The organism is Pseudomonas fluorescens, assembly GCF_902497995.1.
GTDB classification, from domain to species: domain Bacteria; phylum Pseudomonadota; class Gammaproteobacteria; order Pseudomonadales; family Pseudomonadaceae; genus Aquipseudomonas; species Aquipseudomonas fluorescens_BK.
Genome location: NZ_CABVII010000038.1, coordinates 1 through 14,872, shown reverse-complemented (window position 1 = coordinate 14,872; position 14,872 = coordinate 1). Strand labels below are relative to the sequence as shown.

At 60.3% G+C, this 14,872-nt stretch carries 15 protein-coding genes; 8 read left to right on the top strand and 7 right to left on the bottom strand.

Annotation, left to right across the window (positions count from 1 at the left end; translation table 11 throughout):
* Positions 1-401 precede the first annotated feature (401 nt).
* Positions 402-1,553 carry a M14 family metallopeptidase gene (locus tag F8N80_RS29010; RefSeq protein WP_150747380.1) on the top strand — a complete coding sequence of 384 codons (1,152 nt, stop codon included), beginning with the start codon at positions 402-404 and terminating at the stop codon, positions 1,551-1,553.
* A gap of 399 nt (positions 1,554-1,952) precedes the next feature.
* On the opposite strand, the gene F8N80_RS29005 is transcribed toward F8N80_RS29010, so the two are convergent.
* Positions 1,953-2,498, bottom strand: a complete 546-nt coding sequence (locus F8N80_RS29005; protein WP_150747381.1) for a cytochrome b — start codon at positions 2,496-2,498, stop codon at positions 1,953-1,955.
* Positions 2,495-3,580 (bottom strand): catalase family peroxidase, encoded by a 1,086-nt coding sequence (locus tag F8N80_RS29000; RefSeq protein WP_150747382.1) that lies wholly within the window; start codon positions 3,578-3,580, stop codon positions 2,495-2,497. The genes F8N80_RS29005 and F8N80_RS29000 overlap by 4 nt, the downstream gene beginning before the upstream one ends.
* Before the next feature lie 159 nt (positions 3,581-3,739).
* Between F8N80_RS29000 and F8N80_RS28995 the strand changes: the two genes are divergently transcribed.
* Complete coding sequence (locus tag F8N80_RS28995; RefSeq protein WP_150747383.1) at positions 3,740-4,246, top strand: sigma-70 family RNA polymerase sigma factor; 507 nt, start codon at positions 3,740-3,742, stop codon at positions 4,244-4,246.
* Entirely contained in the window at positions 4,243-4,995 is a 753-nt protein-coding gene (locus tag F8N80_RS28990; RefSeq protein ID WP_150747384.1) for an anti-sigma factor family protein, read from the top strand. The genes F8N80_RS28995 and F8N80_RS28990 overlap by 4 nt, the downstream gene beginning before the upstream one ends.
* Before the next feature lie 42 nt (positions 4,996-5,037).
* Here the strand turns inward: F8N80_RS28990 and F8N80_RS31795 are convergent, their stop codons facing one another.
* Complete coding sequence (locus F8N80_RS31795) at positions 5,038-5,256, bottom strand: hypothetical protein (RefSeq protein ID WP_224790774.1); 219 nt, start codon at positions 5,254-5,256, stop codon at positions 5,038-5,040.
* Between the two features lie 116 nt (positions 5,257-5,372).
* Between F8N80_RS31795 and zapE the strand changes: the two genes are divergently transcribed.
* Positions 5,373-6,497, top strand: coding sequence for a cell division protein ZapE (zapE, locus tag F8N80_RS28985; protein WP_150749063.1), 1,125 nt, complete (start codon positions 5,373-5,375; stop codon positions 6,495-6,497).
* A gap of 382 nt (positions 6,498-6,879) precedes the next feature.
* On the opposite strand, the gene F8N80_RS28980 is transcribed toward zapE, so the two are convergent.
* Positions 6,880-7,248 carry a hypothetical protein gene (locus F8N80_RS28980; protein ID WP_150749064.1) on the bottom strand — a complete coding sequence of 123 codons (369 nt, stop codon included), beginning with the start codon at positions 7,246-7,248 and terminating at the stop codon, positions 6,880-6,882.
* Between the two features lie 224 nt (positions 7,249-7,472).
* Here F8N80_RS28980 and F8N80_RS28975 point away from each other — a divergent pair, with 224 nt between their 5' ends.
* Both F8N80_RS28975 and F8N80_RS28970 read left to right on the top strand, forming a co-directional pair.
* Positions 7,473-8,771, top strand: coding sequence for a serine/threonine protein kinase (locus F8N80_RS28975; RefSeq protein WP_150749065.1), 1,299 nt, complete (start codon positions 7,473-7,475; stop codon positions 8,769-8,771).
* The gene (locus tag F8N80_RS28970; RefSeq protein WP_150749066.1) at positions 8,764-9,552 is read left to right on the top strand and encodes an MlaA family lipoprotein; all 789 of its coding nucleotides are present in this window, start codon (positions 8,764-8,766) and stop codon (positions 9,550-9,552) included. The genes F8N80_RS28975 and F8N80_RS28970 overlap by 8 nt, the downstream gene beginning before the upstream one ends.
* A 189-nt stretch (positions 9,553-9,741) precedes the next feature.
* Here F8N80_RS28970 and F8N80_RS28965 read toward each other — a convergent pair whose 3' ends face one another.
* Complete coding sequence (locus F8N80_RS28965) at positions 9,742-10,656, bottom strand: DUF808 domain-containing protein (protein ID WP_150749067.1); 915 nt, start codon at positions 10,654-10,656, stop codon at positions 9,742-9,744.
* A gap of 134 nt (positions 10,657-10,790) precedes the next feature.
* Between F8N80_RS28965 and F8N80_RS28960 the strand changes: the two genes are divergently transcribed.
* A complete protein-coding gene (locus tag F8N80_RS28960; protein WP_150749068.1) occupies positions 10,791-11,399 on the top strand; it encodes a TetR/AcrR family transcriptional regulator in 609 nt (202 codons plus the stop codon).
* Between the two features lie 141 nt (positions 11,400-11,540).
* Here the strand turns inward: F8N80_RS28960 and F8N80_RS28955 are convergent, their stop codons facing one another.
* Together F8N80_RS28955 and F8N80_RS28950 are read right to left on the bottom strand one after the other, a co-directional pair.
* Positions 11,541-11,999: an REP-associated tyrosine transposase gene (locus F8N80_RS28955; RefSeq protein ID WP_150749069.1), complete on the bottom strand. Its 459-nt coding sequence runs from the start codon at positions 11,997-11,999 to the stop codon at positions 11,541-11,543.
* Between the two features lie 327 nt (positions 12,000-12,326).
* Positions 12,327-12,767: a GlcG/HbpS family heme-binding protein gene (locus F8N80_RS28950; RefSeq protein ID WP_150749070.1), complete on the bottom strand. Its 441-nt coding sequence runs from the start codon at positions 12,765-12,767 to the stop codon at positions 12,327-12,329.
* Positions 12,768-13,032: 265 nt separating this feature from the next.
* Here F8N80_RS28950 and gcl point away from each other — a divergent pair, with 265 nt between their 5' ends.
* On the top strand, positions 13,033-14,808 hold the full coding sequence (gene gcl / locus F8N80_RS28945) for a glyoxylate carboligase (RefSeq protein WP_150749071.1): 1,776 nt from the start codon (positions 13,033-13,035) through the stop codon (positions 14,806-14,808).
* Positions 14,809-14,872: the final 64 nt, after the last annotated feature.

The window sequence follows — 14,872 nt, the reverse complement described above, 5'->3', positions numbered from 1 at the left end:
TTATTGCATACAGCTGGTCGCGAGATCAGTCGATTGTCCAAGGGACCTTAGGTCGGTCTCCTGGACATTCTCCTCATCAGGCTAATCACGGTTTTTGACCCGGCTTTTTGCCGGGTTTTTTTTTGCCAGTTATTCTGGCTTACCTTCAGGCTAATGAAGTCTTTTTGGTGCTATAAATCCGAATGGCGCGGATGATATCAAAAGAATATCCGTTGGCAAGAGAAGCCCGCTCTCATTGGCCCAAACTAATCAAAAATAGCACTTGAGAATCAATCGCACAGTCTCTAAGCTGCGTCGGCGTCAAGGAAGACGCCCCCCTTTTCAGCCCGCAATTTCCCCCGGGTTTTGCCTTCGCGGCGTGTAAAGTACCAGCCATAAAAAATCATATTCAGGAATCGATTATGACCGTGGCCAGATCCTCTCTCGATATCAGCGCCAACTTCGACAGCGGCAATATTGAAGTACTCGATATCAGCAATCCGCTCCACGCGCTGCTGGCCATCCGGCCGGACACTCGCAGCCAGCATTTCCAGTGGTTTCACTTCAAGGCCAGCGGTCTGCATGTCGGCCAGGAGCACTGGTTCCGCCTGAACAACGCCAGCAAATCCTCCTACAACAAGGCCTGGGACGGTTATCAGGCGGTGGCGTCCTATGACCACGTCAACTGGTTCCGCGTGCCGACCATCTTCGAGGGCGACTGCCTGCGTTTCAGCCTCGAAACCACCGCCACCCACGCCTGGTTTGCCTACTTCGAACCCTACAGCCGCGGTCGCCATGACTGGCTGATCGAGCAGGCGCTGACCAAGGCCGGCACCGAGCTGCTGGCCACCGGCAAGAGCGTCGAGGGTCGGGACATCCAGCTGCTGCGTAAAGGCACGGGCGCCGAAGGCCGGCGCAAGGTGTGGATCATTGCCCAGCAACACCCAGGCGAACACATGGCCGAGTGGTTCATGGAAGGGGTGATCGAACGCCTCGAAAAGCACGACGACCCTGTACTGCAGAAATTGCTCGCCAGCGCCGACCTGTACCTGGTGCCCAACATGAACCCGGACGGCGCCTTCCACGGTCACTTGCGCACCAACGCCATGGGCCAGGACCTCAACCGCGCCTGGCAGAGTGCGAGCCAGGAACTGAGCCCGGAAGTGTTGTTCGTGCAACAGCAAATGGAGCAGTACGGGGTCGACCTGTTTCTCGACATCCATGGCGATGAAGAGATCCCCTACGTGTTCACCGCCGGGTGCGAAGGAAACCCGGGTTACACGCCGCGGATCGAAAAACTCGAAGAGCATTTCCGCAGTCATTTGAAGCATCTGACCAAGGATTTTCAGACCAGGCATGGCTACACCCGTGACCTGCCGGGCAAGGCGAACATGACGTTGGCGTGCAACGCCGTTGGCGAGAAATTCGACTGCCTGTCGCTGACGCTGGAAATGCCGTTCAAGGACAACAATGATGCGCCGAATGCGTTGACGGGGTGGTCGGGGAAGCGGTCGAAGCAGTTGGGCAAGGATGTGCTGACGACCGTTGCCGACATCGTCGATAACCTGCGCTGAGCGCGGGTTTCGCCAAACCCTGTAGGAGCCAGGCTTGCCGGCGAAGGCGTCTGCATGGGCGATACATGGCTCAAGGCCGTCTTCGCCGGCAAGCCTGGCTCCTACAGCGAAGACGTCTGCATGGGCGATGCATGGCTCAAGGCCGTCTTCGCCGGCAAGCCTGGCTCCTACAGCGAAGGCGTCTGCATGGGCGATGCATGGCTCAAGGCCGTCTTCGCCGGCAAGCCTGGCTCCTACAGCGAAGGCGTCTGCATGGGCGATACATGGCTCAAGGCCGTCTTCGCCGGCAAGCCTGGCTCCTACAGGGATCACCTGCATACCGCTGAATGGTGCAAAACGCCAAACCCGTCGGTTGCACCATTCAGCGAAATGCCGGTGATCATGAGCCGCGGTGAGGGGTTATCCGCGGTCCTTGCCGCGCAGCATGCTGTCCAGCACATCATCGCGACGCACCCAGGCGTGGAACAGCGCTGCGGCCAGGTGCAACAACACCGTCAGGAACAGCAGATACGCCAGGTAGCCATGCGCCTTGCGCAGGAATGCAAACACCTGCGCATTGGCCGGCACGATCGACGGCAATTGCAGCGAGCTGCCGAGCATCACCGGGTCCCCCGCCGCCGAGATCATCGCCCAGCCCAGCAGCGGCAAGATCAGCATCAAGACGTACAGCAAAAAGTGCGAGGCCTTGGCCGCCAGCACTTGCCAGCCCGGCAGGTCCGCCGGCAGCGGTGGTTGTCGGGTGGAAAAGCGCACGACGATACGCACGATCACCAGCAACAGAATGGCCACGCCCAGGGGTTTGTGCAGGTTGATCAGCCACTCATGCCGTTCGGACACCGAGGCGGCCATGCCCGCGCCGATAAACAGCATGGCAATGACCATCAGCGCCATCAGCCAGTGCAGCAGTCGCGCCAGCGGCGCGAAATGGTTTGGATGAGCGCTCATTGACCAGACTCCTGTTTAGCGGCGGGCAACTGACTGACTTCGCTGGTGCGACGCAAGTAGGATTTGGCGTAACCGGCTGAACGTGCAGCGAGCAATGGATCGTCGGAACCTTCGATGCCGGCGGGCAATATCAGCGGGTCATAGTTGATGTCACGGCATTCGCCATTGAGTTGCGGTTGGGTGCTTTCGAGCACCAGGGTGCCGGCGTTGACGACTTTGCGGCCGTCAGGCCAGGCCCTGCTGGCATCGTTGACCGGGTCGCCGGGGTTGGCCAGGGTGATGTCCAACTGCCACCGCAGCGGCCCTGCGGCGATGCGCTGGACCAGGTCTTTCTCGAGGAATTCGCCGCCCTCTGGTGCAGTGGCGCCTGCAGCATCCCGAGCCACCGGCACCATGCTCCAACGCACCGCTTGCCGCTGTCCGGCCGCGTTCACCAGGTAAAACGCGTTGACGCTGTTGTAGGTTTCGGTCACGTAGCTGGCGGAGGGCTTGGCGGTTTTGACCCAGGCCAGAAAAGGGGCCGCTTCAGGATGCGAGCCAAAGAACGCCGACACGGCGGCAGGATTGGGTTTGCCGGTGGCCGGGTCCGGCGACTGCGCCTGTAGCAATTGATAGAACGCCTCGGGCGTGCCCACCGCAAATACCGGCATGCTGTTCATTCCGGTGCGCCACTGCTGTCCGTTGGCCTGGGTGAAACGCAGTGCCAGGCTGCGGATCGGCACGCTGTTGTCCAGCGCATAAGGGTTACCGGCCGGCAAGGCGAAACGTCCGACCACCGGGGTTCGCGGCTCATTGAACACTTGGGCGCTGGAGTAGGCACGCGCCTCGCCGCTGCTCTCGAAGTACCCGATTACGCACACGCCTTTGGAGTGGTTACGCCGGAAGCCCGGGTGCACGCCGTTGTTGGTTTCCAACACATTGATCAGCTTTTTCGGGGTCAGGCGCTGTGGGTCGAGGGTGCCATTGACGTAGGCAAATGCCCCGGCCACGGCGGCGACCACCAGGGCAATGCCGGCCAGGCGCAAGGTCAGGTTCGCGGCGCTCAGGGGGGGCCGGGTTGGCGGTGATGAGCGATCTACCATGAAAAGACTCCAGGGCCATCGGCCACAAGTGAGAAGAGTCAGGCAGACGTACCCGGTGCAGGTTTATTCCATTGCCCGGTGTTTATTTTTTCAGGCGTGGAATAACCTCGGGTGCCGGGCGTCTTCCTAGTCCACAGCGTAGTGACTAGTCCAAACTTCATGAACGATATCGACGAACAGCTGCGAGAAATCATTCCCAGATTGCGCCGGTTTGCCCTGTCGTTGACGCGTAATCCCAGCAGTGCCGACGATCTGGTGCAGTGCTGCCTTGAGCGCGCGCTGTCGAGTTGGGGCGACAAGCGTCCCGAGGGCGACCTGCGTGCCTGGTTGTTTTCGATTCTGTATCGGCAGTTTCTCGATGCACACCGGCGCTCCCGGCGGTATGCGCGGATGCTCGAATTCTTTACCGGACGCGATGATGCGCAGCCCTCGGTCGAGCGCACCGTGATCGCGCAATCGACCCTGCAGGCCTTTGATCAGCTCAACACTGAACAGCGCGCCCTGCTGCTCTGGGTCTCGGTCGAGGGCTTGAGCTACAAGGAGGTCGCCGAGATCCTCGATGTCCCCGTCGGTACCGTGATGTCGCGCCTGTCCCGAGCGCGCCAGGCCTTGCGCCAACTCAGCGATGGCGAAATCGCCCGCCCTTCCCTGCGGAGACTCAAATGATCAGCATGCCCCCAAGCGAGCGGGACCTGCACGCCTATGTCGACCACCAATTGAGCGATGACGACCGACGTCTGCTGGAGACTTTTCTGGCCGGCAACGCTGAAGTCGCGGCCCAGGTCCGTGCCTGGCAACAGGATGCCCAACAATTGCGCGCCGCCCTGGGCGGCGCCTTGCAGCAACCGGCCAACCCGGACCTCGACCCGGTGCTGATTCGCCAGCGCCGCACCCGGCAATCCCGTCGTCACCTGGCCAGCGCCGCGGTGTTGTTGATCGCGGTCAGCGTCGGCGGGGTCAGCGGTTGGCAGGCGCGGGAGATGACGCTGGTCGGGGCCCCGCTGCCGATGACCGATGCCCTGCAAGCCTATCGCCTGATTGCCCAGCAGGGCCTTCTGCCGGCTGACTATAAAGCCGGCGACGAGGGCGATATGCAGGGCTGGCTCGACCGTTATTTCACTCAGGCCAATCGCTTGCCTGACCTCTCGGCGGCGGGCTTCAAACCGGCCAGCGGGCGCTTGCTCAGCACCGAGCAAGGGCCGGCGGCGATGGTGGTGTATGAGGATCGGAGCGGGCACAAGGTCAGCTTTTACGTACGCCCGCCAGGGCCGAAAAACTTCCTGCTGCCCCGGGGCAGTCGCAGCGATGGCGAGTTGCAGGCCGAGTATTGGTCGGGGGGTGGGTATAACTATGCGATGGTCAGCCCAAGCGACACACCGGCAGCGCAGATGCTCAAGCAAACCGTGCAATTCTGACCCCACCGCCCTGTAGGAGCGGGCTTACCAGCGAAGGCGGCCTCAAGTCATGCACCGTCCATGAAAACGCCTTCGCCTGTAGGAGCCAGGCTTGCCGGCGAAGGCAGCCTCGAGCCATGCACCGCCCATGAGGACGCCTTCGCCGGCAAGCCTGGCTCCTACGGCGAAGGCAGCCTCGAGCCATGCACCGCCCATGAGGACGCCTTCGCCGGCAAGCCTGGCTCCTACGGCGAAGGTAGCCTCGAGCCATGCACCGCCCATGAGGACGCCTTCGCCGGCAAGCCTGGCTCCTACAGAGTGGCCGGGGCGTTCACCCTTTGGTTACACTACGCCGCCGCTCGGGGAAGCCGGCCTGACCATTACGGGGTGACATCACAGTGGCCGTTCGACCGCCCAACCGTTCGCGACTCATACCTCACTGGCCAATACTGCGCCGCTTGTTCGGCAAGGCAGCGCCAGCGCCCGTCACCGCGACCGGTCGCGTCATCCATGACCACTTTCGCCACAAGGCGCACTCTCAGGGCTACACCCTCAGCCACAGCCAGCAGCGCGTGATCGACTGCATGGCGCAGCACGCCACGACGCTGCTCGGTTCATCGGCGAAAGCCCTGCCCGGGCTGTACCTGCATGGCGCCGTGGGGCGCGGCAAGAGTTGGCTGCTCGACGGTTTTTTCCAGGCGCTGCCGATCGCGGGAAAACAGCGTCTGCACTTCCATCAGTTCTTTGCGCTGCTTCATCAAGGCATGTTCAGTCATCGCGATCAGCCCGATGCACTGGCGGCCACCCTCGATGAGCTGCTGGGCGACTGCCGGGTGCTGTGTTTCGACGAGTTTCACGTCCACGACATCGGCGATGCGATGCTCATAACGCGGCTGTTCAAGGCACTGTTCCGCCGGGGCATCCTGCTGCTGGTCACCTCCAATTACCCGCCCGAGGGCTTGCTGCCCAACCCGCTGTACCATGCACGCTTCAAACCGGCGATCGAGCTGCTCAACGCACGCATGCAGGTCATGGAAGTCGGCGGCCCCCACGACTACCGCAGTCAGGCGAGAACCCACGCCCAGCAGCTGTTCACCCAGGGTCAATACGTCTGGCCGGCCACGCTGGCGCAACGTCAGGCCTTGAACCTGCCCTCACCTGACGCTCCCGTTATTGCGCTGCCCGTCGGCGCACGGCATCTGCGGGCCCGATACTGTGAAGGGCGAACCATTGGTTTTACCTTTGGCGATCTGTGCGACCACCCCACGGCGGTCATGGATTATCTGGAACTGTGTCGGCGTTTCGATCACTGGGTCATCGATGAATTGCCTGATCTCGCTGATTGCTCGATTGCGGCTCAGCAGCGGTTTATCAATCTGGTTGATGTTTTGTACGATCAGGACAAGCATCTGGTGTTGCTGGGACAGCGGTCGTTGCGGGAGAGTCTGAGGGGCGATGCGATTGATCTGGCGCGGACGCGGAGTCGGTTGGGGCAGTTGGTGGAAGTGAGGGGTGTGGGTTGATTCACTGTTGTTTGGTGTGGCTGCCGGCCTCTTCGCGAGCAGGCTCGCTCCCACAGAGGACTGGTGAACGACATGGATTTCAAGGTGGGAGCGAGCCTGCTTGGTGTGGCTGCCGGCCTCTTCGCGAGCAAGCTCGCTCCCACAGAGGACTGGTGAACGACATGGATTTCAAGGTGGGGGCGAGCCTGCTCGGTGTGGCTACCGGCCTCTTCGCGAGCAAGCCCGCTCCCACAGAGGACTGGTGAACGACATGGATTTCAAGGTGGGAGCGAGCTTGCTTGGTGTGGCTGCCGGCCTCTTCGCGAGCAAGCCCGCTCCCACAGAGGACTTGTGAACGACATGGATTCAATGTGGGAGCGAGCCTGCTCGCGAAGGCGGACTATCAAGCGCTGCGGGATGCCCGGACCAGACGCAAGGCCGCAATCACCACCGCAAAAACAGCCAACGTAGTGTTGTACAACGCCAGCGCAGGCAATCCGAACACCAACGCCAACACGGCCAACCACCACCCCGCCCGCCCCGGCAGTACAAAACCGATTACCGCTGCCGCCAACGCCGTCCAGCCTAATACCCTGAAATGAATCATCAACCCCAGGTTCGAACGGACCTGGCATTCCCAGCGGCTCGCTTCGTCTACACAGATGCCGACCCACTGAGCATCCTCCATGAAGCCATAACGCGCGCCATAACTGGCGGCCAGCCATAATGGCAGCATAACAAGCAGCAGAATCACGGGCAGACGGCGGGACATGAAACACTCCAATAAGCGAAAACGGCGGCCAGCTTAATCCCCCGACAGCGGTTAGCAAACGCACGAAACAGATAATCGGCCGCGAAACAGCTGCAAAGTGTATCGTCAGGCTACCATTACTCCGAAATCAGACCTGATGAGTGCCGATCCAGGGCACTTTGGCGCAGAACCTGTGGTCATAGCCTGCGAACTTCATTCGGCACCTTCCTCTAAGGGATCTAGTCATGCTCCGTTCCTTGCGCTTCGCCGCCCTGTTTGGCGGCATTATTTTGAGTGCGTCCGCACTGGCGGTCGATATCGACGCCGCCAGTTATGGCTACCCCTTGACCAACCCGTTCGAGGCGACCATTGCCACGACGCCACCGGACTTGCGCCCGGAGTTGCCGCTTGACGATGACATCAATCAGGCAACCCGTAGCGTCACGTTGCGCCCGGAGCGTGAATTCCAGTTGCCGGACAACTTCTGGCCGGTGAAGAAACTCACTTACCGCATCGCCACCCAGGATAAAGCCGCGCCGCTGATCTTTCTGATCGCCGGTACCGGCGCGCGCTATGACAGCACCCTCAACGAATACCTGAAGAAGCTCTACTACAAGGCCGGCTACCACGTGGTGCAATTGTCGTCGCCCACCAGCTTCGACTTCATGAGCGCCGCCTCACGCTTTGCCACGCCCGGCATCACCAAGGAAGACGCCGAAGACATGTATCGGGTGATGCAGGCCGTGCGGGCGCAAAACCCCAATGTGCCTGTCACCGATTACTACCTGACCGGCTACAGCCTGGGCGCTCTGGATGCGGCATTCGTCGCCCACCTGGACGAAACCCGTCGCAGCTTCAATTTCAAGAAAGTCTTGCTGCTCAACCCGCCGGTCAACCTCTACACCTCGATCACCAATCTGGACAAGCTGGTCCAGACCGAGGTCAAGGGCATCAACAACTCCACCACCTTCTATGAACTGGTGCTGGACAAACTGACCCGCTACTTCCAGCAAAAGGGCTACATCGATCTCAACGATGCCCTGCTCTACGACTTCCAGCAGTCCAAGCAGCACCTGAGCAACGAACAGATGGCCATGCTGATCGGCACTTCGTTCCGCTTCTCGGCGGCCGACATCGCTTTCACCTCGGACCTGATCAACCGTCGCGGCCTGATCACGCCGCCCAAATACCCGATCACCGAAGGCACCACCCTCACGCCGTTTCTCAAGCGCGCGCTGCAATGCGATTTCGATTGCTACATCACCGAGCAGGTCATCCCGATGTGGCGCGCCCGCACCGACGGCGGCAGCCTGCTGCAACTGATCGACCAGGTCAGTTTGTATGCGCTGAAGGACTACCTGCGCGACAGCCCGAAAATCGCGGTCATGCACAACGCCGACGACGTGATCCTCGGCCCCGGCGACCTTGGTTTCCTGCGCAAGACCTTCGGCGATCGCTTGACTGTTTATCCACTGGGCGGCCACTGCGGCAACCTTAATTACCGCGTCAACAGCGACGCCATGCTGGAGTTTTTCCGTGGCTAAATACCTCCTGCTCATCGCAGCGTTACTCTGTGCAGGCGTCGCCAGTGCCGACAACAGCAAAGCCAACGCCCCGGTCGTGATCGACAGTGACGGCTTCAAGGAGCCGCTGAGCAAACTCAAATTCAACCCGGGGCTGGATCAGCGCGAGTTCGAGCGCTCGACGCTCAACGCACTGAACGTCTACGACCCGCTGGAAGAGTGGAACCGCCGCGTCTACCACTTCAACTACCGCTTCGACCAATGGGTGTTCCTGCCCGTGGTGGACGGCTATCGCTACATCACCCCGAGTTTCCTGCGCACCGGCGTCAGCAATTTCTTCAACAACCTCGGTGACGTGCCGAACCTGTTGAACAGCCTGCTGCAGTTCAAGGGCAAGCGCTCGATGGAAACCACCGCGCGCCTGTTGCTCAACACCACCGTCGGCATCGCGGGCCTATGGGACCCGGCCACGGCCATGGGCTTGCCGCGCCAGAAAGAAGACTTCGGCCAGACGCTGGGCTTCTACGGCGTACCGGGCGGCGCCTACTTCGTGTTGCCGATCCTCGGCCCTTCGAACATCCGCGACACCGGCGGCCTGGCCGTCGACTTCACCGCCGAGTCGGCGATCAACTTCCTCAACGTCGCCGAAGTCAGCGCCGACCATCCCGAGATCTGGCTCCTGCGCAGCATCGATAAGCGCTACCAGACCGGCTTTCGCTACGGCCAGCTGAATACGCCGTTCGAGTACGAAAAGGTGCGTTACGTGTACACCGAATCGCGCAAGTTGCAGATCGCCGAGTAACGCCGTCGGCCACAAAAAAGGCCATTCGGGTATCGCCGGATGGCCTTTCTTATGCGCGAGATTACTGACGCCGCTAGCCTAATGTGGGAGCGGGCTTGCTCGCGAAGACGGCGGCACATCCAGCATTGATGTGACTGACAGTCCGCTTTCGCGAGCAAGCCCGCTCCCACATCTGGACAGTGTCAGGCTTCAGCCTTTCACTGCTTTCCAGATTTTGCTCACCAGCATCACCCCCGCCAACACCACCGCACCCGCCACAATCCCCGCCACCGCATTCAGCAACGTCGGTACGATAAACCCGGCACCGCCCGCCCCCGCGCTGACACTTTCAATCCAGTGATGAACCACGGGCACGCCATGGGTCAGGATCCCGCCACCCACCAGGAACATCGCCGCCGTACCGATCACCGACAGGCTTTTCATCATGTACGGTGCCGCACGCAGAATCCCGCCGCCGATGCTTTTGGCCATCTGCCCGGGTTTGCGGGTCAGCCACAAACCAAGGTCGTCGAGTTTGACAATGCCGGCCACCAGGCCATAGACGCCGATGGTCATGACGATGGCAATGCCCGACAGCACGATGACCTGCTGGGTCAGCGACGCATCCGCCACGGTGCCCAGGGTGATGGCGATGATTTCCGCCGACAGGATGAAGTCGGTGCGGATCGCGCCCTTGATCTTGTCGTTCTCGAACGCCACCAGATCGATTGCCGGATCGGCTATCGCTTCGACGAGTTCCGCATGCTCAGCTTGATCCTCGGCCTTGCTGTGCAGGAATTTGTGGGCGAGTTTCTCGAAACCTTCGAAACACAGGTAGGCACCGCCGACCATCAATAACGGCGTGACCAGCCACGGAATGAACGCACTGATCGCCAGGGCCGATGGCACCAGGATCAGTTTGTTGATGAACGAGCCCTTGGCCACCGCCCATACCACCGGAATTTCCCGCTCGGCCCGTACGCCGCTGACCTGCTGGGCGTTGAGCGCCAGGTCGTCACCGAGCACGCCGGCAGTCTTCTTCGCTGCCATTTTGGTCATCAACGCCACATCGTCGAGTACCGCGGCAATGTCGTCGATCAGCAACAGCAAACTGCTTCCAGCCATGAATCAGGCTTCCTTCTTCAATGAATGCTGCGCAGCATAGCGCGGCTCAACAGGCTGCGGGGCATTCTTGAGCCTCGCGCGAGGCCGGTGCTACCATGCGCAACCGCCAGTACAGGCAAGGAACCATCTGGTTTATGAGCACTATCCGCGAGCGCAACAAACAACTGATCCTGCGTGCCGCCAGTGAAGAATTTGCCGACAAGGGCTTCGCTGCGACTAAAACCAGTGACATCGCAGCCAAGGCGGGATTGCCCAAGCCCAACGTCTACTACTACTTCAAATCCAAGGAAAACCTCTACCGCGAGGTTCTGGAAAGTATCATCGAGCCCATTCTCCAGGCCTCGACACCGTTCAACCCCGACGGCGTGCCCAGCGAAGTGCTGAGCGGCTACATCCGCTCGAAAATCCGCATCTCCCGCGACCTGGCCTTCGCCTCCAAGGTGTTTGCCAGCGAAATCATGCACGGCGCCCCGCACCTGAGTCCCGACCTGGTCGAACAGCTCAACGGCCAGGCCAGGCACAACATCGACTGCATCCAGACCTGGATCGACCGCGGCCAGATCGCCCCCATCGACCCCAACCACCTGATGTTCAGCATCTGGGCCGCGACCCAGACTTATGCTGATTTTGATTGGCAGATCACCGCCATCACCGGCAAGGCCAAGCTGGATGAAGTGGATTATGAAGCGGCGGCGCAGACGATTATCCGGTTGGTGCTGAAGGGGTGTGAGCCGGACCGTTAGACCGCGGCGCTCCCTTCGCGAGCAAGTCGGACCGCCGCACCGCCGCTCCCACAGTGAATTGATGGTGCACCTATATTTTGCGTTCACCACGGACCAGTGTGGGAGCGGGCTTGCTCGCGAAGGGGGCGATCCGGTTTCAATTCAAACCCAAATCGCATCCCACAACGGATAGTCACCTAGCTTCTCAACCAGCCCCGCCCGCAATGGGTTGGCGACAACATACCGAGCCAGCTTCACCAAATCCTCCTCTCGCCGCAAAGCATGATCATGAAAACTTTGCTGCCAAAGGCTACCTGCCCTGCCAGTCGCCGTATTGATTGATCGAGTACTCAAGGATTTGGCCTGGCACATCAACTGGCCTAGCGATCCTCTTTGTAGTTGAATCAACCAGTGAAAATGATCGGGCATGACGACAAAGGCCAAGGTGTCGGCAAATCTCTGCTCCTGTGCTTGTTTGAATTGGTGTATGACCAGTCTGCCCAAGGTGAAATCCTTGAAAACAGGCTCACGTTTCAGGGTATTGGCGGTTAGAAGATAAATTCGGTTCTGTTCGGCATAGCGGCCGATGCGCAGGCGGTGTGAAGCTGACAGCTCAGGCATTCCTTTGCCTCTCCCATGGATGAATTCAGGAAAAGGCTAGATCAGCGAACTGAAAACTGAAGGGCAGACTTTTAGCTGGATGTGTCTGGGAGATTGCCTTCGCGAGCAAGCCCGCTCCCACATTCGATCGCGTGTTCAAGATAGACGCGGTCAAAATGTGGGAGATCAGCGGACTGAAAACTGAAGGGCAGACTTTTAGCTGGATGTGTCTGGGAGATTGCCTTCGCGAGCAAGCCCGCTCCCACATTCGATCGCGTGTTCAAGATAGACGCGGTCAAAATGTGGGAGCGGGCTTGCTCGCGAAAGCGGTAGTTCAGTCAGCGCAGATCAAGCAGTAACCCCCGCATCCGCCCGCAACCCCAACGCCTCGATCGCACTGATCGCACACTGTTCATCCACATCCGACAAATCCCCGCTGATCCCCACCGCTCCCAACACATTCCCGTCCTGATCCCGAATCAACACCCCGCCCGGTGCCGGCACCACACTGCCCTGCCCCAAACTATTCAAGGCCGCGATAAACGCCGGACGTTGCTGGGCGTCCAGCGCCAGCAGGCGTGAGCCCTTGCCCAGCGCAATGGCGCCCCAGGCTTTGCCGATGGCAATCTGCGGGCGCAGCAGGCTGGCGCCGTCTTCGCGCTGCAGGGAGACCAGGTGCCCGCCGGCATCCAGCACGGCGATGGTCAGGGGTGCCGCAGAGATTGCACGCCCTGCGGTGATGGCTTGATGGGTCAGGTTGACTGCGACTTTCAAGGTTAAAGCGCTCATGGTGCCGTCCTCATTTTGTTTTTCGGAAAGTCATGGACTGCTGTTTGTTCAACAGTTCGATGGGACAAATAGAACACAAAGAGTTATTTTTTTGTATACAATAATTCTCGTAAATCGCCACATGCGACGAAAAGCCACAGCAGACAGGGCTTCCGACGAATGAAACAGCTGCTTGAGAAAATGGATTGACCTGCGCCGTCCGCCGTGAATACACTCTGCACAAAGCCACTTGTATACAATTACAAAACGTAAGAGGCACAAAACCATGAGCAAAATGAGAGCAATCGAAGCCGCCGTTCTGGTGATGCGCCGTGAAGGGGTTGATACCGCTTTTGGCATCCCGGGCGCCGCGATCAACCCGCTGTACTCCGCCTTGCAGAAGGTCGGTGGCATCGATCACGTCCTCGCTCGCCACGTTGAAGGCGCCTCGCACATGGCCGAGGGCTACACCCGCACCAAGGCCGGCAACATCGGCGTGTGCATCGGCACTTCCGGCCCTGCGGGGACCGACATGGTCACCGGGCTCTACAGTGCCTCGGCCGACTCGATCCCGATCCTCTGCATCACCGGCCAGGCACCCCGCGCCCGTATGCACAAGGAAGACTTCCAGGCGGTCGACATCACCGCCATCGTCAAGCCAGTGACCAAGTGGGCAACCACCGTCATGGAGCCGGGCCAGGTGCCGTACGCGTTCCAGAAAGCCTTCTACGAAATGCGCTCCGGCCGTCCAGGCCCAGTGCTGATCGACCTGCCGTTCGACGTGCAGATGGCCGAAATCGAATTCGACATCGACGCTTACCAACCGCTGCCGCTGGCCAAGCCCACCGCCAACCGCGTGCAAATCGAGAAGGCCCTGGCCATGCTCGATCAGGCTGAACGCCCATTGCTGGTTGCCGGTGGCGGCATCATCAATGCCGACGCCAGCGACTTGCTGGTGGAGTTCGCCGAGCTGACCGGGATTCCAGTCATTCCTACCTTGATGGGATGGGGCACCATCCCCGATGATCACCCGCTGATGGTTGGCATGGTCGGCCTGCAGACTTCGCACCGCTACGGCAACGCGACGATGCTCAAATCCGATCTGGTGTTGGGCGTCGGTAACCGTTGGGCCAACCGTCACACCGGCTCGATCGACGTGTACACCGAAGGCCGCAAGTTCATCCACGTCGACATCGAGCCGACGCAAATCGGCCGCGTGTTCAACCCGGACCTGGGCATCGTGTCCGATGCCGCCGCCGCATTGACCGTGTTCATCGAAGTCGCTCGCGAATGGCAGGCTGCCGGCAAGCTGAAAAACCGCAGCGCCTGGCTGCAGGATTGCCAGCAGCGCAAAGCCAGCCTGCAGCGCAAGACTCACTTCGACAACGTGCCGGTCAAACCGCAACGTGTATACGAAGAGATGAACCAGGTATTCGGCAAAGACACCTGCTACGTCAGCACCATCGGTCTGTCGCAGATTGCCGGCGCGCAGTTCCTGCACGTCTACAAACCGCGTCACTGGATCAACTGCGGCCAGGCAGGTCCCCTGGGCTGGACCATTCCGGCGGCGCTGGGCGTGGTCAAGGCCGACCCGACCCGCAAGGTCGTGGCACTGTCGGGTGACTATGATTTCCAGTTCATGATCGAAGAATTGGCGGTGGGCGCGCAGTTCAAGCTGCCGTACATCCACGTGGTGGTCAACAATTCGTACCTGGGGCTGATCCGTCAGTCCCAGCGTGGTTTCGACATGGATTACTGCGTGCAGTTGTCCTTCGATAACCTGAACGCGCCGGAACTCAATGGTTACGGTGTCGATCACGTCGCGGTGGCCGAAGGTCTCGGTTGCAAGGCGCTGCGTGTGTTCGAACCGGCTCAGATCCAGCCTGCCCTGCGCCGGGCCCAGGAACTGATCGAAGAGTTCAAGGTGCCGGTGATCGTCGAGATTATTCTGGAGCGCGTGACCAACATTTCCATGGGCACCGAGATCAACGCCATCAATGAATTCGAAGACCTGGCGCTGGTCGGCAACGATGCGCCAACGGCGATTTCGTTGCTCGATTAACGGCTGACCGCTCCCCCCTGTAGGAGCGAGGCTTGCCCGCGAAGGCGTCGTACCATTCAACATT